We start from the raw sequence: 18,446 nt of genomic DNA, 5'->3' as shown, positions 1-18,446 counted from the left end.
TGAATGCAACCGACTTTTCAAATTTTACGAACTCTGAGGGTCCCTGCAACGAAAAATACTGATCTTGTCGGCCAATACCCAAGCCTGTAATATGGAAGTATCATACTTTCACCCGGACCAATCAGTTTCAGGTACCCGATTTGCCAGTGAGTGAGCCAAAAGCCTGAATCAGATGATCGCTAATCTGCTGAACAGCCTGCACTGCCCTTGAACGAATCCACGGAAAACTCACCGATTGTAGTCCTCAAGGACGTCTCCAAGTCCTTTCTTGAAGGTGACAATCACAGATCTGTACTGGCTGACATCAATGCCCGATTCAGACGAGGTGGCATTCACGCGGTAGTCGGCCGAAGCGGCTCTGGCAAGTCAACCCTGCTGAACCTTATCGCCGGAGTTGACCTGCCGGACAGCGGAACGATCGAAATCAACGGCTGTGCCATCAACGAATCCACCGAACACCAAAGAACTCTGCTTCGAAGAGAAACGATCGGGTTCATATTTCAGTTCTTCAACCTTATTCCTTCCCTTACGGTACAGGAGAATGTTCAACTGCCCTTGGATCTCGCCGGCATGGACAGCCGTCAGGATCGAGTGATGCATATTCTGGACCGGGTTGGACTGAGGGACCGCGCAGATGACTACCCACAAGTACTGTCAGGCGGAGAAAGACAGCGGGTCGCCATTGCCAGAGCCGTTGTACACGAACCTGAACTGCTGCTTGCCGACGAACCTACAGGCAACCTGGACTACGACAGCGCCAGTCAGGTTCTCGAAGCATTGCGCTACACCGCACATCAGCGAACAGTCATTGTGGTCACTCACAGCAGGGAAATCGCGAGTCAGGCGGATGAAGTCTGGCCGTTGCGGTTCGGATCATTCGATCACCCCGATCCGCAGTCATGAGGCTCATATTCGTTTCCTGGCTGCGCGAGATTCTGCGTCGTCCCGCGCTCACCTTATTGTCCATAGTCGGAGTTGCCCTGGGCGTCGCCACAGTCGCCGCAGTTGACATCGCCAATGACAGCGCGAAGAAGAGTTTTCTCGCCGCCAATGAGACCATCTACGGCACAACCACACACAGAATCACCGGTCGAATAGCACAAGAGCTGTATCGACATCTGCGTGTCGATCTCGGACTTGATGTCACGCCGGTCGCTGATGGTCTGATTGAATCAGGTCAAACAGGCAAGCCGCGGCTTCGACTGTACGGTATAGACCCGTTGGCCGAAATCAACGTCAGTTCAAACCAGATCTGGAGCGAAGTCGGTATCGGAACTGCCGCGACCCTGATCGGCAACCAATTCACGGTAATGGCAACACCACAAACTGCTCAATTGCTCGGCTGGTCGGTCGGAGAGACGATCACGATCTCAGGTGCCGAAGATGATTTCAATCTGACACTGATTGGCCTGTTGGAGCCGGCAAATCCCCTGCAAGCACAATCGCTTCGATATCTTCTCCTTACAGATATCGCTACCGCCCAGATCGTGCTTGACCGTCGCGGTTACCTGTCCGCAATTCATGCCCTATTCGATGAGTCGGCCGAGATCGAACTGACTCAGTCCGCCCTGCCCGACGATGTTTACATCGAAAACCAATCCCAGCAGAACGATTCGCAAGTCGCGTTGACTCGGGCATTCCAAATCAACCTTACCGCTCTGGGATTGCTGGCATTTCTGGTTGCGATGTTTCTCATCTACAACACCACATCCTTTATGATTAATCGCCGCCAGCGGCACATCGGACTGATTCGGATACTGGGTGCGCTGCCAAGGGATATCATTGTTTGCGCGTTGCTTGAGGTCGTGATCATCAGTGCGATCGCGACCGCAATCGGGCTTGCGATTGGAATTCAGCTGTCCGTAGTTCTGCTGGAACTTGTTGAGCAATCCATCGCGACCCTATATTTTCCGATATCCGCAGATATTGCCGTATTGTCACCGATTACAGTGACCAAGGCGATCATATTGGGTATCGTCACACCGGTGCTTTTGGCACTGGCGGTGATTCGTACAATTTCATCCATGCCGCCTGCGGTGGCGGTCGGACGGTCGCGAGTCGAACATTACTCGACAGGGCCCGGTATCAGGTCTTTCGCAGTCGGATGCGGGGGGATGGTCGCAGGGGCGTTGCTGCTGTGGGGGAATCAGCGCAGCATCGTTCTCGGATTCGCCGGCATCTTCCTGATCGTTATCGGGTATCTCCAGCTTGTTCCATTGATAACCGACCGGTTGAAACGACTGCTGCGCCCCCTCATCAGGCGAGGATTAGGCGTACAGGGCCTGATGACAATCCGGGCGTTCTCGTCGCGACCGGGACAGACTTCCATTACGATTGCAGTGCTGTGTCTCGCCTTGTCGGCAGTTATCGGAGTTGACATCATGGTCAGCAGTTTCCGTCTGACGGTCGACCAATGGCTGACCAGCCGCCTCAGGGGGGATGTCTACATCACCACGCCATCACAATCTGATACCGGCCTCAAACTCGAGGATATCGCGCAACTTCAGGAGCTTGATGGCCTGACAGCATTCGGAGTCGCAAAGTGGGCGACGATACCAACCGTTTCAGGGAAAACCACCGTATTCGCAGTTGACTACGGAGAAGACGCGTTCCGCGGATTCCAATTCAAGGAACAAACCGATAACGACGTCTGGACACAATTCACGGCCGGTGCCGTGATCGTCAGCGAACCGTACGCTTATCGCAACGATGTCCGGGTGGGAGATACCGTGGAGCTGCTGATCGGGAAAAGCCCTGTTCGGTTCCCGATCGCGGGAGTCTTTTACGACTACAGTTCAGACCAAGGAATTGTTGCGATCCATCGCGATGTCTATGTCAGCCATTTTGGTGATCACACCATTTCGTCCGTTGCCCTGTTTGCAGACCCGCAAACTGACTTGGCGGCACTCTCAGACACCATTGAACAGCGCATACAGTCGCCACAGGCGCGGGTGTGGCGAAATCAGGAGCTTCACGAAGCCTCAATGCAGATCTTCGATCAGACCTTCGCGATCACCTATGTCCTGCGAACCCTTGCGATCATCGTCGCTTTCGTGGCTGTCCTGTCAGCGTTGGCGACACTGCAGATTGAAAGAGAGAGGGAACTTGTCGTATTGAGAACAATTGGTTTCACAGTGCTTCGAAATTGGTCTGTCGCAAGTATTGAAACCGGTGTCATGGGACTTCTTGCAGGAATGCTTTCGCTTCCGATTGGCATCCTGATGGCCTGGCTGCTGATCTGGGTGATCGAGCAACGCTCATTCGGCTGGACCATGAAAATGCAATTGGACCCGTTGATTCTGATCGAAGCGGTGGCGTTGGCAGTCATCGCAGCATTAATTGCCGGAACAATCGCAGCATGGCGGCAGGTCCGTAAGGTTCCGGCCATGGCATTGCAGGGAATTGACTGAAGCTGTGGTATCGGTTCGACCTTTCATTGCAGTTGTGGTGTGTGTGCTGTCGGTCGCGGCGGCGACGTGGGTCCTGCTCAGACCAGACGCGCCACAGCCGCGCCCGGCCCGACTGTCCATAACCGAAGACATCCTGCAACTTGACGATCATGACTTTGCTGTCGTCAACGAGCCGCGTGAGTTTGTTTTTCCCGAAGATCATGGCCCGCATCCGGAATTTCGCACCGAGTGGTGGTATTTCACCGGCAACACAGTCTCATCCGATGGCAAACACTATGGCTATCAGTTCACGATTTTTCGACAGGCCAACGCAAAGGCGAAAACTGAAACCGGCTCAGAGTGGGAAACAAACCAGATCTACATGGCTCATGTGGCACTGACAGACACCTCAGGCAACAAATTCCACTCTGATGAGATCTTCGCCCGAGGCGCGGCAGGCCTGGCCCGGGTCTCAGCGTCACCTTTTGTGGCACATGTCAATCACTGGTCGGCCGAGGGCAACCTGATTTCCGACTGTACCGGTTGCTTGCAATTGAAACTGCAAGCAAAAGCAGACGGTTTTTCAATCGATCTGAACCTGAAGAGTGTCAAACCTGTCGTCTATCAGGCAGATCGGGGGTACAGCCAGAAAGGACATGCGCCTGGAAACGCGTCGCACTACTATTCACTCACCCGTATGGAAACAAGCGGGCACATCCACATCGGCGACAGGGCTGAAGCGGTCAGCGGCCTGAGCTGGATGGACCACGAATGGTCGACGTCGGCACTGGACGACCAACTGGTCGGCTGGGATTGGGTTTCGTTACAGTTCGACGACGGGCGGGAACTGATGTACTATCAGTTGCGAACGCAGGACGGAAACGCCTTTGGAACCAGTGAGGGCACGTTGGTCGACAAAAACGGCGGTACCGAACGGCTCAGGATTCACGAAATCGAATTCCAACCGGTGAGGAATTGGACAAATCCGCATACGCGGGTCAGTTATCCGGTTTCGTGGACCCTCAATATTCCGAATAGGAACCTATCGCTGGAGATTGAACCGGTTATCGACAACCAGGAACATGATCGCATTTTCCGCTACTGGGAAGGCGCTGTCAAAGTTGCAGGTCGTGAAGGAGCTGATCGCATTGTCGGTTCCGGTTATCTTGAACTGGTCGGTTACCGATAACGCGACCAGGTGCGTCGAGACGCACCCCGACACAGCGCTTCATCCGCCGATGGGTTCGTTCAACTCGATCTTGTAGCCGTTGGGATCCTTGATGAATGCGATCACGCGGGTACCGCCCTTCATCGGGCCCGGCTCGCGCACAAATTCTACACCCTGTGACTTGAGATAATTCGCAGTCGCATAGACATCGGAAACCTTGAGCGCCAGATGCCCCCAGGCATCGCCCATGTCGTACGGCTCTTGCTGATCCCAGTTGTAGGTCATTTCGATCGTTGTTCCCTCGTCCTCGCCCTGATATCCGATGAAGGTGTTGGTAAACCGACCTTCCGGATACTCGTTCTGCCGCAGGATTTTCATGCCAAGGATGCGGGTATAGAAATCCAGTGTTTTTTCCTGATCGAATACGCGGATCATGGTGTGGTCAAGTCGAAAGTCAGGTTTTGGCTCACTCATGGATTACCTCCTTTGTCAGTATTTGCGAGTGCGGGTGCAACTGATCGGACTACTAGTTCCTGAAACTTGCGTACGCTGTTTTCCCAGTGCGGTGAGAGCACCCCGCCAGTACTGGCAACCGGAGACCGGCGTCCGAGCTGCATTCGCTCGCACATCTCATGGTCTTCCAGGTGCACCTTGTACCAAAGATCCTCCAGCTGCTTGATTTGATTATCACTATACTGCGATTCCCTGTGAATGTAAATCACCCGGCTCTGTCGGGTGGTCGAGACACTGAGCGGTGTATTGATATGCACCCCCAATTGATCCGGTTGGTATGTGCCCAGAACGAAGTTCGGGAACAGCGTCAGATAGTGCGAAGTCACACCCAAGGTGCCCTCGCGCACCCGAGTCACATCTGACTCTTCCGAATCAAATGCACTGCCAAGGCAGTGCCTGTCGACCACCGTGTAGTGCCCGGTCAGCGGCTGGTCAGTCGTGTCCTTGTGTACAAACTGGACATGGTATGGCTCGATGTAGTTTTCCATCAATGACTTCCAGTTGCAATCAACGACACCCATGTCTATCGTCGTCACCGGCTCGAACTCAGAGACATCGGTCAACCCCAACTGATTCTTGATCGGAGCCAGAAAGTCCTCAAACGGCAACGGACTTGAAGCCAGTTTGACAAATATCCAATCATGCCAGACCTGACAGTGCACCGGCAGCAATCCATATTCCTCAAAACGAAAGTCAACGGGCAGCTCGCGGGTGCGACCGCCAAAATAAGGGGCGCTTTTCAGCGCTCCGCAAAGATCATAGCTCCAGTGGTGATATGGACATCGAATCTGCCGGCCGGTATTGCAGTCAGAACCCACCAGTTGCGTATTCCGATGTCGGCAAACATTGTGATAGGCGGCAATATTCCCATCCTCTGCGCGTAGCAGGAACAGCGGAAATCCCCCCACCTCGATCGGTCGGACATCGCCCACCTTTTCCATCCCGTGGGCAAAACCTGCGAATACCCACTCCCGTGCGAAAATCCGGCTCAGCTCAAGATGGAAAAATCGATCATCTGTGTAGGCTGCGCCAGGCAGGCCGTGGAGCGTTTTCCCGGTCCTTTCGAAGTGTTCCAGCAACGTGATGTCGAAATTCATCAAATGCCTTTATGAGCCAATATCAAACCATCGACGATTTCTGTATTCGCAACTTGTATTGCAAAAAAATTCATCGTTTCGCAGTATTTGATGTAGTATATTCACTATTCAACAAATAATAAACAGTATTTTGATGAATTCACAATGATCAAGACTGAGTCGCGGTCACCTGCAAATCAGAAGTTGAACGGTATAGCAGCGATTGAGGACGACCTCAACCGCGAGATCGTCAAGATGCTTCAAAATGACGGACGTCGTCCGTACCGGGAGATTGCTACAACACTGGGCGTGTCGGAGGGTACGGTGCGCAATCGGGTGCAGTCGATGAAAAACGCCGGAGCTCTTCGGATTGTGGCGCTGGTCGACCCGACCGTGGTACGCTACCAGGCAGATGCAATCATCGGCGTAAGAGTCGCAGCCAATCACTCGGTTGACCAAGTTGCCAAACGAATCGGTGAATCACCCGATGTTGTCTACATTCTATGGGTAACCGGACGTTTCGACCTTTTGGTCGAAGTAGTCACCAACAGTATGTGCAGTTTTCACGATTTTCTGGAAACGGAAATTCATGTCCAACCCGACATCGCATCGAGTGAGGTCATGTCGGGACTGAAGAATTTCAAGAACCAGTTCCTACTCAAGTACGAGTGGAGTTGAACCCTAAAAAAGCCAACCAGCGCCTATGCAAGGAGAATAGCTGATGAATCCCTATATTGAAAACTTTGCCGACGCCCTGCCCTCAGACGAGCGTATCGCTGCGGTACGCAAACAGCTTGAAGCCGAAGGAGTCAAGTACGTTCTGTCGAGCTGGATTGACCTTTTCGGCATTCCGAAAACCAAGCCCGTGCCGATGAGTGACTTTGAATTGCTGTGCAAAGGCAAGGGACCGCAGTTCGCGGTACATTCCATCTCGTATGTTCCCGAACTGACACCGGCGGATTCCGACCAGATCATGGTGCCGGATCTTGATGCGGTATATGTGTGTCCGTGGGACAAAAGCATGGCGATCATATTTGCCGATCTTTTCTGGGAAGGCAAACCCTACGATCATTGTCCGCGTCAGGCATTGAAGCGAGCGATTCGCGATGGCGCCCAAGCCGGCTTTTTGGGCATGGCTGGTATCGAACCGGAATTCATCGCGATGCGTTACGACAACGATGGCAATCCGGTCAAAGCGATCGACAACGACCCCCTGAATGGTGTCAGACCGCGCCGACAGGCATTTGGCTACGATGTCGAGTACTCGCTCGACTCCATGTTTTTCTTCAGGGACATGATCGACATTCTCGAGGGTCTCGGCTGGAATCTGCATGACGTCGTGGCAGAAGGTGCCTATTCGCAGTTTGAGCTTGACTTTCACTACACCCATCCTCTGGAAATGGCAGACCGGCTGGTGTTCTTGCGGATTCTGCTCAAGGAAGTCGCAAAGAAGCATGGCATGTTCATCACTTTCATGCCCAAGCCGACCACCGGTGATTGGCGCTCAGGCGCACACATCAATTTCTCAATGCTGTCGGTGGACGCTCCGGAAAAAAATATCTTCGGCTCGGATGGGTCCGGCTGGTCGGATGAAGCGCTTCACGCAGTCGGGGGCCTGATGACGCATGCGGACGCGCTTACTGCCATTACCTGCCCGACAGTGAATTCCTATAACGGGCTGGTACCGCGGGTCGGTGGATTTGAAGGCGGAACAGTAACCTGGGCACCGACCAATATCACCTACGGTCACAACAACCGGTCGGCCCAGTTTCGTCTGCCACAGAGTCGCTACTGCATCGAGAACCGTGCTGCCGACATGTGCATGAATGTCTATCTGGGTCTTGCGATGACACTGAAAGCAGCAGTGAAAGGCATCGTCAACAAGATCGACCCCGGTCCGGCAACTGACCGCGACTTGTATCAGATGACCGACGCCGAATTCAAGCAAGCCGGAATCCGCCGGCTGCCGCGAAATCTCAGTGCCGCCACCGCGGCGCTGGCCACAGACGAACTCGCACAGGAAGTCATGGGCGAAGGTATGCGCCAGTCCTATATCGCTTATAAAGTCGACGAATGGGAGCGGTACCACCAGTCAGTTACTGATTGGGAAGTTCAGGAGTACCTGAGACTGTATTAACCAACAAAAACCAGGTTGAGTGTTTTCGACCACTGCGAACCGACATGAGTGATCCAGTATGAGCAACGTGCAGTCCGCACCGGCAAGGATAAGCGGTCGCAAGTCTCGACTCTTCGAGTTCAACCGGGCGATTTCGCTGGTCAGCACCATACGTTTGGGATTGGCCGCGTGGTTTGTCTTTTTTGGAATTTGGGAACTCGCAGTCCTGTTGAAAGTGACCAATGCGGTCCTGTTGCCGGGTCCGTTCACAGTTCTCGCGAGTTTCATCGAGTTGTTTACGGTCAAGAACTACCTGCACGACGTCGGGATGAGCCTGTTCCGGATCGTAGCCAGTTTTGCGTTGGCTTGTCTGTTTGCAATCCCGCTGGGCATCATGATGGGTACGTTTCGCAGAGTCGAGGCATTCTTCAACCCGTTGGTTTCGGCGTTCCGCTATCTTCCGGCGCCCTCATTCATTCCCCTGCTGCTGATGTGGCTTGGCGCGGGCGAAGAACAGAAACTGGCTTTGCTGTTTCTCGGTGTGGTGTGGTTCCTGATCACACTCATCATGGACTATGCCAAGTCCGTACCCGCCGATTTTGTCAATTCGGCCCTGACTCTGGGAGGCAACCGCAAACAAGTGCTGCTGACTGTGGTTGTACCGGCAATGTTACCGGACATACTGACCGCCATGCGTCAGATGCTCGCGGTAAGCTGGACCTATCTGGTCATTGCCGAAATTGTCGCTGCGGAGTCCGGCATTGGCGCAATGATGATGCGCGCCAAGCGATTCGTGCACATCGACGAGATCATGGCTGGCATCATCACGATCGGCTTGCTCGGATTGGTTTTCGATATTCTGTTGCGCCGCCTGCGACGTATGCTGTTCCCGTATCTTGATGGTAATTGACGCGATGTCAAAGCCAACCGACACAATTTTTCCGGTCTGACATCAATGCAGACCAATCTTAACTGTCAATACTTTTTCACCCGATTTTGAAGTTGGAGGTACATGAGAAATGACAACAAAAAAATCAATCGCTACATTAATACTCGCATGCGCGAGCTTGCTGACTTTCGCCCTGCCGGCCAATGCGGCCGAAGAGGTCAAGATCTCCGGTTTTACATGGCCGGGTTACGGCTTTTGGTTCATCGCCCGGGACAAGAATCTCGCGCCGAATCTCGATATCCAATACCAGACTATCGAAGACCCGTACGAAAGCTATAACCTCGTGACCGCTGACAGGATGGATGTGGTCTCGAGCACGGTTGAGTTTTCTCCGATCGCGGCTGAACGCAACATGCCGCTGAAACTGGTTGCTTTTGCGAACTTGTCGTATGGAACTGACAAGATCGTGGTCGCACCGGGTATCGAAGGTCCGGCAGATCTCAAGGGAAAGAAAGTAGCCGTGGTTGAAGGCGGACTGGCACAGATTTATGTTGCCATGTGGCTGGAACGAAACGGATTTCCTTTTGATTCGGTTGAATATTCCAATATTATCGCGGATGATGCATTTGCCGCCATGATCGGCGGAGATGTTGCCGCATCTGAGTTCTGGGAACCATACGGCAGCAACGTGCTCAAGGCTCTTGAGGGTTCCAAGGTACTGTCTCAATCGCGAGAAGATTACTGGACCTCTCAAGCGGTCATTGCCGACGGCCTTTACATGAACGCCAAATTCATCGAAGAACGTCACGATGTCGCATTGGATACCATGCGGGCACTGTACGATGCGATTGCCTGGTGGAAAGAAAATCCAACACAAGGCAACGAAATTATTGCGAAAGGAATGAAGATGAGCATCGAGGACGTTGAACTGGTCATCGGTAAGGATGGAACCGGACTTGACGGCGGACTCTACATTTATGACTTCCTTGAAGCGGCACGTTTCTGTGGTTCGGCTCCCGGTAATCCTCCGTTCAACCAAACCAACGGTCAGATGAGCGCTCACTACGAACTCATGTCTGACTGGTGGCTCAAGTTCGGCTTTCTCGAGAGTCGGAATCCTGTTGAGAAGGGCGTAAACTGCGACCTGCTCAAGGAGCTCTATGATTCAGGCTACAGAGGCTAGAAAACCTGCTGCGCGGAGTGTATTAACGCCCGTGCAGCACTCTTTTCATTGACTACTATGGGTACCGGTTACCTGGAACAGGTGCACCGCAGCAACTTGGTGCTTGAGCATGTGTCGAAACAATACATGCTCAAGCGCGCCGAGCCGGTTGTGGCGGTGAAGGACATATCCATGGAAGTTTTTGACAACGAGGTTTGCGTATTGCTGGGCCCGTCCGGCTGCGGCAAGACAACAGTCTTGCATATGATGGCCGGGCTTGTCGATCCAACCTCCGGAGCCCTCAGCTTCAACGGCAAGGAGATTGCCGGTCCCAGTCAGGAACGCGGCATGGTCTTTCAGAGTTACACTTCATTTCCGTGGCTGACGGTCGAAGAAAATGTGGAATATGGATTGCGTCTGAACAAGGTGAACCCGGTTGAACGACGCGAACGGGTGGATTTCTTCATCAAAAAAGTCAAGTTGGAGCGGTTTCGCAAGGCATATCCAAAACAGCTGTCTGGTGGTATGAAGCAACGCGTCGCGATCGCGCGGATGCTGGCCAACTCACCGGAAATTTCGCTTATGGATGAACCTTTCGGCGCACTGGACGCGGAGACGCGCTGGCATATGCAGGAATTGATACTGGACATCATTGATGAATCACAGATGACGGTCGTGTTGGTCACTCACGATATTTCGGAGGCATTGTTTCTCGCTGATCGAATCGTTTTCATGTCAAGACACCCTGGTCGAATCCGTGAGATATTGACCATGGAGTTCAAGCAGGGACGCAGGATTCCCAGCAAGGAAGAATTGTTCGAGACACCGGGTTATTACGAGATTGAACGAAAAATTCTGCATATGATGCGAGAGGAAGCCAGCGATGTGGAACAATAACCCGAGTTTTCCGCCAGACAAGATGACTTGAACGAGTGATGATGACCACAGGCCACGAAAGTTTTTCTCTCGGCAGTTTCGAACTCCAGTCTGGTGCAGTACTGCCGAACGCGTTGCTCGCTTACAAGACTTACGGAAAGCTCAATCAAGACCGAGACAACGTGATATTGTTGCCTACGTTCTACACTGGAACGCACATACGCAACGAGGGCTTTTTCGGACCCGGACGGGCGATTGACCCTGCGCGACATTTCGTGGTGTCAGTAAACATGTTCGGCAACGGAATCTCATCGTCTCCCAGCAACACTCCACCACCATTCGATGCGGCGAGATTTCCCCAGGTGACGTTATATGACAATGTACGTGCACAGCACCGTCTGCTTACCGAAGAACTGGGCGTAAACAGGATCGCCTTGGTTGCAGGTTGGTCAATGGCCGGATGCCAGGCGTTTCAGTGGGGCGCGCAGTTTCCCGATTTTGTCAGCGCGATACTTCCTTTTTGCGGTTCGGCGAGAACTTCCGAACACAACATCGTATTTCTCGAAGGTGTCAAGTCGGCACTCACTGCTGATGCGGTCTATGATGAGGGTAAATACACCACACCACCGGTCAAGGGTCTCAAGGCGTTCGGTCGGGTCTATGCCGGCTGGGCTTTTTCACAGACCTTCTACCGAAACCGAATGTTTGAACTCAAGGGGTTTGCGACTGCGGAGGAATTGCTGCAGGATTGGGAGCGTGACCACTTAGATTGGGATGCCAACGATCTGCTGTGCAAGCTCAAGACCTGGCAGAATGGCGACATCAGCTCGCAACCCGCTTACGGTGGCGATTTCGTTGCGGCACTGAATGGAATCAAGGCAAAGACGATCATCATTGCATGTGACAATGATCTGTATTTTCGTCCGGAGGATAACCAGCTCGAAATCGAACACATTCCGAACGGAGAGCTTCGAATTTACGAATCTCCGTGGGGGCATTGCGTCGCCTCACCGGGTAACGACCCTGAATTTCATGATTACCTGGACCTGGCAATTCGCGAATTACTGGATTGAGTCGGTTTGATCAGAGTGTCAATTCGATCAACCAGCCTCTCGTACTCCCAAATGGAGGTGATAGATTGGTGGGGATAGACGGATAGTGACGTTCCCACCGAGAATTGTTTAGTGCTTTACCGATAGATACTTCAACCCAAAAGGATAACGACTATGTTCAAGAAGGACGTTCGACCGCAGGTCATGGATGGCAGATTCAGTGGATACGCGCAGTCGCAGCCGGCTGCGGCAGATGAGGAAATCGCGAGAATTGGGCCCGGAACACCTGCCGGTGAATATTACCGCCGATTCTGGCATCCTGTCTATACCACCGAAGAGTTGGGTGAGTTGCCTGAAGCGATCAGGATTCTCGGCGAAGATCTGGTTTTGTTTCGCTACGGAGAGCAGCGGGACAGGATCGGACTGGTACACAAACATTGTCTTCACCGGCGCGCGTCGCTGGAATACGGCAAATGCGAGGACAATGGAATCCGATGCTGTTATCACGGATGGCTGTTCGCGCCTGATGGTGAGATCCTGGAGATGCCGGCTGAGAGCTCCAAGACTGCTGACATGCTGCGCAAGACTGCGCGGCTTGGCGCCTATCCCGTTATCGAATACCGCGGATTGATTTTCGCCTATATGGGACCGCCTGACGATCAGCCTGATTTCCCGATATATGACGCATGCCTTTACGAGGACATGACCAGCGCAGTCTACAAGGCTCCGTACAGGTGCAACTGGATTCAGATTCTGGACGCAATTCTCGACCCGACTCACACCACCTACCTTCACAGCCGAAACAGTCACCCACAGTTTTCGGAAGGCATGAAAGCTGAGGGTGTGCTGCAATTCTACGAGCGGCACGAAAACCACTTCCTGGGCTCTGCAACCCGCCGCGTTGGTGACAATGTATGGGTTCGGGTCAATGAGTTGATTCTCCCGAATTTTACACAAGCCGGTTCAGCCTTTGCCGCAGATGGTAAAAAGCAGATTTATTTCGGCCGTTCCTGCTTCACCCGGTGGGTTGTACCGGTTGATGACGAGAACTCGATCGTCTACGCGTGGGCGAATTTCGGCAGTCGCTGGGACCCGCATCAATACAACACCAGGGAAGGTTACGAGATGATCGAGCAAGGCGAAGTGATTGATCGTAGCCTGGAGGACAAGAAACGCTTTCCGGCGGATTCAGAGGCGGTTGAAGGGATGGGCGGCATTTCGACCCACAAGGGTGAGAACCTGATGCCGACGGATCGGGGTATCGCCCTTTACCGCAGGCGCATACGTAAACAGGTTCGCGCACTGGCCGACCAAATCAACCCGCCGCAGCCGACCAGATCGGGCGGCAACTTCGTAAAGACCTATGGCCAGGACACGGTCCTGGCCCTGCCAGCGAGAAGTGGCGAGGATGATCAGGCATATCTTGACCGGATCGGTAAGGCAGTGATGGATTTGCAGTTCGCCGCAGAGGCCGCCAATGAAGAAAGTCGTGATGACGAGATCATCGACCGACTGAAGGATCTTGAAGTGCACGGCATCGACCGAACAGAGTCATTCCAATGAAGGTACATGTCAAGAACAACCGCTGGCGACCGGGTTCGTTTCCCAATACTCCCGAGGGTGAGGCTGTATTCACCATATCGCAGGAACGCATTGATATCGCACTTGCTGAGTTTCCGGATCTCGCGGGCAAAGTTGAGTTCTTTGTCGACTGGGACACCGACAACTTTACGTCGTCCATGTCCGACGCGGACATCTTGCTGACATGGGATCTGCCGACTGAGGCGCTGGGCAGTGTCGCCCCTCGTCTGCGCTGGATTCACTGTATCGGGGCCGGTGTCGAGCATTTGCTGCCAATGAACTGGCTGCCGGAACCGGTGACACTGACCAACAACAAGGGTGTCCATGTGGCCAAAGCTGGCGAATTCGGCCTGATGGCCGTCTTGATGCTGCATTCGCACATTCCCTCGGTGGTGTTCAATCAGCGCAACGCGGTTTACGATTCGCTCTACTCATCACCCATTGCCGGCAAGACACTGGTAGTCCTGGGAACAGGCTCACTCGGCGGTTCGACGGCCCGCAAAGTCAGGCAGTTGAATGTGCAGGTGATCGGTGTGAACCGTTCCGGCAGTCGTGTGGAAGGATGTGACCGGGTGGTGACTACCGCACAGCTCGACGATGTGTTACCCGATGCCGACTACCTGCTGATCGCAACACCAGACACACCACTGACCCGCGGTCTGATGTCGCGTGCGCGGCTTGACCTGATGAAGACCACCGCCGGAATTGTCAATATCGGAAGGGAATCTGTAATGGATTACGATGCGCTTTGTGACAAGTTGGATGAGGGCACGCTCGGTGGCGCCATACTGGATGTGTTCGATCCCGAGCCTATCGCCGCTGATTCACGTCTGTGGACAACCAGGAACCTGATTGTCACACCGCATATTTCCGCTGATGACGGAAATTCCTACGTACCGATGACATTGTCGCTGTTTTTTCGCAACCTTCGACTTTTCCTCTCAGGCAAATCACTGCAAAACCCGGTCAATCCTGAATTGGGTTATTGATTGCAGTGAAATTGACCTTCGCCAAGACTACCGCACAATCATCGTCCGTTATTGATGCATCAAGAGGCGTGCTGGCAGAATTTCGTTGCCACATCCTGCGCCACGTTTTGCAGAAACACTCTTGTATCGGTATCAATCTCACCAAAATAATCGTAACTGTTGCCCACCGGAGATTGATTGTATAGGCACGCAAACACGGTAGCCGTTCCCAGGTAGGTACCAAGCAGGGTTGGATGCGTCCCGTCATATGCCTCGTGTAACCTAATATTCGGACGCCGACGGTAAGCTTCCTCAAATGCGAGGCCCACCGGAATGATCAGTGCATCGACTTCATTTCCCACAGTCGTATACAGAGACTCAATATCCCTGATCATATCACTGCGTTGAAGCTTATGAGGATACACATAAGCTGGGGTCATATACAGTATCACTTCGCCGCCTTGGCGACGTATGAATTGCGCATACTGTCTGACAGAATCGGCGAATTGCGCGCGGTGATCATCCGTCAACGCGGCGGTACTATGCCCCTGTAGAACCACCACCTGAAACGGTTCATCCGAACCGAGTGCGTTCGGTTTGAGATAACTTTCCACATCGTGATGGCGGAGTCTGGCACCGTTGATGGTGACGGATTTGATCGTCATATCAGCCTGATCGTATAACCCGGCGGAAACAACCATCCGAAACAGATGATCGTGGAGGCTATTGTTGTAATAAAGGTAACTGTTTCCGACAAAGAGGAGACGTGAGGGATTATCAACGGCCAAAGACGTGATTTGTGGTGATTCGCCGGCATACGCGACACCCGACAGACAGACGACAAAGACAAATATCAAGCGGACATGCGTCATCATCCCGGTCCACTTACTTGCAGATAACATAGGTCAAACCCTCCATAGTATTGACAGAACCTTAGATTCAATTGCTCACGATTGCATGACAAGGCAATCTGCGCCTACTTGAATCACTCCTGATTGAAGACTATTACGGAACGAACAATCTCACCTCGCTTCATGTCATCAAAGGCTTCATTGATATTCTCAAGCGCGATGCGCTTTGAAATCATCTTGTCCAACTTCAATTGGCCTCGCAGGTAGAAATCCACGTAGCGCGGCATGTCTACGCGAAATCGATTGGACCCCATATTGGATCCCTGCAACCGCTTGTCGTTAATCAGTTCAGCACCTTCGATTTCAATCATCTGTCCCTCTGGCACCATTCCGACAATCGTCGCCACGCCAGATCGGCGCAGCATTTCAAACGCTTGCTCGCTGGTCGGTTTCGTCCCCAATGCCTCAAACGAGTACTCGACACCACCGGATGTCAATTCCCTCACCATTTCCACTGGATCAAGATCGATACTGTTGATGGTATCGGTTGCTCCGAACTGCCGGGCAACCTCAAGTTTCGAGTCCGCAACATCAATGGCAATGATTTGCCCGGCACCGGCAATCGCAGCACCATTTATTGCACTGAGTCCGACGCCTCCACATCCGATTACGGCAACAGTCGCGCCGACTTCAATGTCTGCAGTGTTGACTACGGCACCGACACCGGTCGTTACCGCACACCCGATCAGCGCAGCCCGATCAAGCGGCATATCTCTTCGAATCCTTACCAGAGCATGTTCATGAATCAGCATCTGTTCAGCAAATGAGGACAGATCGTAAAACTGGTGAACAACTTTCCCATCTTGCGACAACCGCGGTGACTCATGGTCTGCCCGCGCGGTTTTTGGATTGGCGCAGCTGAACGGCCGGCCGGTTACGCAAAATTCACAGTAACCACAAAAAACCGAGAGACAGGTTATGACATAGTCACCTGGTTTCACATAGTTCACCTCCGAACCGACTTTTTCCACAATGCCTGAGGCCTCATGCCCAAGCACAGTTGGTAACGGAGTTGCGTAATGGCCATCAATGTAGTGCAAATCCGAATGACAGACCCCGACAGCGGCGGTACGAATCAGGACCTCGCGCGATTTTGGGTTGGATATATCAACCTCCTCGATGATGAGTGGTTGATGCGGTTCGTGCAAAACTGCTGCTTTCATAGGAAAAAATACTTGCCAAACGACACATCTACATTTACCTGGCAATCAAGATACTTATAGTGTCGAAGTCGATTTATTTCAAGGCGAAATTCTGAAGAAGTTTGCCTGAATTGGGATCAACACCAGACAAAAGAACTTAAAGGATTGCAACGTTTCATTTTTACTGCGGTTGATCGGATTGGTTTTGGTGTTCATCCGAGCTTCCGGAGCTTGTCTGGCTGGACGGGTAACCGAAGACAGTCAACGCTGAAAGCCTGCGTCAATGACGCAGGCTTTCAGTATGCGCGTCAGGGCATGGCGCTATTCCGAAACGCGCAGTAGTGGTATGATGACTTGGAGGGGCAAGTCTGCTGCTGACTGGAATCAAACGCCATGGAAAGAAAAACAATTTCATTCGCCGAAAAGTTAGGTGTCGATCCTGAACCGACCAAGACGGACAAATTTGGATTTACCCACTTGCACTGGGCAGTAATCGATAAAGATGTCTCAGCGGTCCAGTATCTGCTGAGTTGTGGAGCGGACGCACAAGCAGTGGCATCCAATGTTTTCGGAGTCTTCGAAAAGCCCCCACTATCTTTCCGAAAACGGATGAAGAGATTCGGAGTCCGGTTCGAGGATGCCAATTTCTGGGCAGTGCGAGAACTGACGCCGTTGCATATTGCTGCCAGTGTTGATTCTGTCGAATGCATGAAGTTTCTGTTTGAATACGGTGCGGCATTTGAAACCTCCGCATATCCCGACCTGAACCCGGTGCACTGTGCACTTTGCGCAGGTTCGGACAAGGCCCTGCGTGCACTGTTGCGCAATGGGTTTGCTGTGGATGCAAAGGACCGGGAGTCCCGGACAATGCTCCATTGGCTCGCCATGTATCGCGCGGACAGCCGGGTTGCTATTTTTCTTGGCGGGCAGTTCTCGAGATTCGGTATGAAGTTACAGGATCCGGCCAGAGCTGTTCGCATAATGCTTGAGCACGGAGCGACGTTTGACCAACAGGACGAAGGTGGAAACACTCCGCTGCATCTTGCCGCCTCAACGAATATGAGTGATGTCGCGGAAGTTTTGCTTGACCATGGTGCACCGGCAGATGTCCGTAATTTTTCCGGTGCGACTCCGTTACATCTGGCAGCATGGTTCAATTCTCCTGAAACTGCGGATCTTCTGTTGGCGCGCGGCGCTCAGATCGACTCCAGAGACTCAGCGAACAATACGCCATTGCATATTGCAACGGCGGATGACGCACAGGATACGCATGATTCAATGATTCCCTACGGGTCGTGTTGCAGTCGACGCGGAAAGAACGTCGTCATAAACCTTCTCGTCGAGCACGGCGCTCAAATCTGTATCGAGAATGTTGAAGGTCACACACCCCTTAGCATTGCAGAATCAAAACGGACATCAAGCGATACGTTTGATTTTTTGAGTCAACAAAGGGCATTGCAGGAACAGACGAATTGACTCCCTGACCAAACAGAACTGAATCGAGTCAAAGTACACCGGCTCAGTTGGTTATTTGCGATCCTAATAGACCGGAGATATTGCGAAAAGACGTGCGTGGCGGGGCTGAAAAAAGCGGCGAACTCGG

At 52.7% G+C, this 18,446-nt stretch carries 16 protein-coding genes; 12 read left to right on the top strand and 4 right to left on the bottom strand.

Features of this window, described 5'->3' with window-relative positions; translation table 11 throughout:
• The first annotated feature begins 207 nt into the window (after positions 1-207).
• Genes OXI60_08780 through OXI60_08770 form a run of 3 tightly spaced genes read left to right on the top strand, consistent with a single transcriptional unit; the run spans position 208 to position 4,578 of the window.
• On the top strand, positions 208-903 hold the full coding sequence (locus OXI60_08780) for an ABC transporter ATP-binding protein (GenBank protein ID MDE0309906.1): 696 nt from the start codon (positions 208-210) through the stop codon (positions 901-903).
• Positions 900-3,410: an ABC transporter permease gene (locus tag OXI60_08775; protein ID MDE0309905.1), complete on the top strand. Its 2,511-nt coding sequence runs from the start codon at positions 900-902 to the stop codon at positions 3,408-3,410. The genes OXI60_08780 and OXI60_08775 overlap by 4 nt, the downstream gene beginning before the upstream one ends.
• Positions 3,403-4,578: a hypothetical protein gene (locus tag OXI60_08770; protein MDE0309904.1), complete on the top strand. Its 1,176-nt coding sequence runs from the start codon at positions 3,403-3,405 to the stop codon at positions 4,576-4,578. Before OXI60_08775 ends, OXI60_08770 begins: the two co-directional genes overlap by 8 nt.
• A gap of 39 nt (positions 4,579-4,617) precedes the next feature.
• On the opposite strand, the gene gloA is transcribed toward OXI60_08770, so the two are convergent.
• Both gloA and OXI60_08760 read right to left on the bottom strand, forming a co-directional pair.
• Complete coding sequence (gloA, locus tag OXI60_08765; protein MDE0309903.1) at positions 4,618-5,031, bottom strand: lactoylglutathione lyase; 414 nt, start codon at positions 5,029-5,031, stop codon at positions 4,618-4,620.
• Positions 5,028-6,167, bottom strand: coding sequence for an aromatic ring-hydroxylating dioxygenase subunit alpha (locus OXI60_08760; protein ID MDE0309902.1), 1,140 nt, complete (start codon positions 6,165-6,167; stop codon positions 5,028-5,030). The genes gloA and OXI60_08760 overlap by 4 nt, the downstream gene beginning before the upstream one ends.
• A 183-nt stretch (positions 6,168-6,350) precedes the next feature.
• Between OXI60_08760 and OXI60_08755 the strand changes: the two genes are divergently transcribed.
• The 8 genes from OXI60_08755 to OXI60_08720 all read left to right on the top strand — a co-directional run bounded on the left by OXI60_08755 (position 6,351) and on the right by OXI60_08720 (position 14,811).
• On the top strand, positions 6,351-6,824 hold the full coding sequence (locus tag OXI60_08755) for an Lrp/AsnC family transcriptional regulator (GenBank protein ID MDE0309901.1): 474 nt from the start codon (positions 6,351-6,353) through the stop codon (positions 6,822-6,824).
• Positions 6,825-6,867: 43 nt separating this feature from the next.
• Complete coding sequence (locus OXI60_08750; protein MDE0309900.1) at positions 6,868-8,283, top strand: glutamine synthetase family protein; 1,416 nt, start codon at positions 6,868-6,870, stop codon at positions 8,281-8,283.
• A 58-nt stretch (positions 8,284-8,341) separates the two neighbouring features.
• Positions 8,342-9,172: an ABC transporter permease gene (locus OXI60_08745; GenBank protein ID MDE0309899.1), complete on the top strand. Its 831-nt coding sequence runs from the start codon at positions 8,342-8,344 to the stop codon at positions 9,170-9,172.
• A 109-nt stretch (positions 9,173-9,281) separates the two neighbouring features.
• Positions 9,282-10,334, top strand: a complete 1,053-nt coding sequence (locus OXI60_08740) for an ABC transporter substrate-binding protein (protein MDE0309898.1) — start codon at positions 9,282-9,284, stop codon at positions 10,332-10,334.
• 57 nt (positions 10,335-10,391) lie between these two features.
• On the top strand, positions 10,392-11,210 hold the full coding sequence (locus OXI60_08735; GenBank protein ID MDE0309897.1) for an ABC transporter ATP-binding protein: 819 nt from the start codon (positions 10,392-10,394) through the stop codon (positions 11,208-11,210).
• Between the two features lie 38 nt (positions 11,211-11,248).
• Positions 11,249-12,262 carry an alpha/beta fold hydrolase gene (locus OXI60_08730; GenBank protein ID MDE0309896.1) on the top strand — a complete coding sequence of 338 codons (1,014 nt, stop codon included), beginning with the start codon at positions 11,249-11,251 and terminating at the stop codon, positions 12,260-12,262.
• Between the two features lie 153 nt (positions 12,263-12,415).
• A complete protein-coding gene (locus tag OXI60_08725; GenBank protein ID MDE0309895.1) occupies positions 12,416-13,804 on the top strand; it encodes an aromatic ring-hydroxylating dioxygenase subunit alpha in 1,389 nt (462 codons plus the stop codon).
• Complete coding sequence (locus OXI60_08720; GenBank protein MDE0309894.1) at positions 13,801-14,811, top strand: D-2-hydroxyacid dehydrogenase; 1,011 nt, start codon at positions 13,801-13,803, stop codon at positions 14,809-14,811. The genes OXI60_08725 and OXI60_08720 overlap by 4 nt, the downstream gene beginning before the upstream one ends.
• A 59-nt stretch (positions 14,812-14,870) precedes the next feature.
• Here the strand turns inward: OXI60_08720 and OXI60_08715 are convergent, their stop codons facing one another.
• Together OXI60_08715 and OXI60_08710 are read right to left on the bottom strand one after the other, a co-directional pair.
• Complete coding sequence (locus tag OXI60_08715) at positions 14,871-15,692, bottom strand: hypothetical protein (protein ID MDE0309893.1); 822 nt, start codon at positions 15,690-15,692, stop codon at positions 14,871-14,873.
• Between the two features lie 83 nt (positions 15,693-15,775).
• On the bottom strand, positions 15,776-16,864 hold the full coding sequence (locus OXI60_08710) for a Zn-dependent alcohol dehydrogenase (GenBank protein ID MDE0309892.1): 1,089 nt from the start codon (positions 16,862-16,864) through the stop codon (positions 15,776-15,778).
• A gap of 372 nt (positions 16,865-17,236) precedes the next feature.
• Between OXI60_08710 and OXI60_08705 the strand changes: the two genes are divergently transcribed.
• Complete coding sequence (locus tag OXI60_08705; protein MDE0309891.1) at positions 17,237-18,319, top strand: ankyrin repeat domain-containing protein; 1,083 nt, start codon at positions 17,237-17,239, stop codon at positions 18,317-18,319.
• Positions 18,320-18,446: the final 127 nt, after the last annotated feature.

This window comes from Acidiferrobacterales bacterium (genome assembly GCA_028820695.1).
In the GTDB taxonomy this organism is placed as follows: domain Bacteria; phylum Pseudomonadota; class Gammaproteobacteria; order Arenicellales; family JAJDZL01; genus JAJDZL01.
The sequence above is the reverse complement of the archived record's forward strand: the minus strand, read 5'-3'. Positions and strand labels throughout refer to the sequence as shown.

Excerpts from the sequence above, each read along its gene's own strand:
- OXI60_08775 (MDE0309905.1), top strand. The coding sequence starts at position 900 with ATGAGGCTCATATTCGTTTCCTGGCTGCGCGAGATTCTGCGTCGTCCC.
- gloA (MDE0309903.1), bottom strand. The coding sequence starts at position 5,031 with ATGAGTGAGCCAAAACCTGACTTTCGACTTGACCACACCATGATCCGC.
- OXI60_08760 (MDE0309902.1), bottom strand. The coding sequence starts at position 6,167 with ATGAATTTCGACATCACGTTGCTGGAACACTTCGAAAGGACCGGGAAA.
- OXI60_08750 (MDE0309900.1), top strand. The coding sequence starts at position 6,868 with ATGAATCCCTATATTGAAAACTTTGCCGACGCCCTGCCCTCAGACGAG.
- OXI60_08745 (MDE0309899.1), top strand. The coding sequence starts at position 8,342 with ATGAGCAACGTGCAGTCCGCACCGGCAAGGATAAGCGGTCGCAAGTCT.
- OXI60_08740 (MDE0309898.1), top strand. The coding sequence starts at position 9,282 with ATGACAACAAAAAAATCAATCGCTACATTAATACTCGCATGCGCGAGC.
- OXI60_08735 (MDE0309897.1), top strand. The coding sequence starts at position 10,392 with ATGGGTACCGGTTACCTGGAACAGGTGCACCGCAGCAACTTGGTGCTT.
- OXI60_08730 (MDE0309896.1), top strand. The coding sequence starts at position 11,249 with ATGATGACCACAGGCCACGAAAGTTTTTCTCTCGGCAGTTTCGAACTC.
- OXI60_08725 (MDE0309895.1), top strand. The coding sequence starts at position 12,416 with ATGTTCAAGAAGGACGTTCGACCGCAGGTCATGGATGGCAGATTCAGT.
- OXI60_08720 (MDE0309894.1), top strand. The coding sequence starts at position 13,801 with ATGAAGGTACATGTCAAGAACAACCGCTGGCGACCGGGTTCGTTTCCC.
- OXI60_08715 (MDE0309893.1), bottom strand. The coding sequence starts at position 15,692 with ATGTTATCTGCAAGTAAGTGGACCGGGATGATGACGCATGTCCGCTTG.
- OXI60_08710 (MDE0309892.1), bottom strand. The coding sequence starts at position 16,864 with ATGAAAGCAGCAGTTTTGCACGAACCGCATCAACCACTCATCATCGAG.
- OXI60_08705 (MDE0309891.1), top strand. The coding sequence starts at position 17,237 with ATGGAAAGAAAAACAATTTCATTCGCCGAAAAGTTAGGTGTCGATCCT.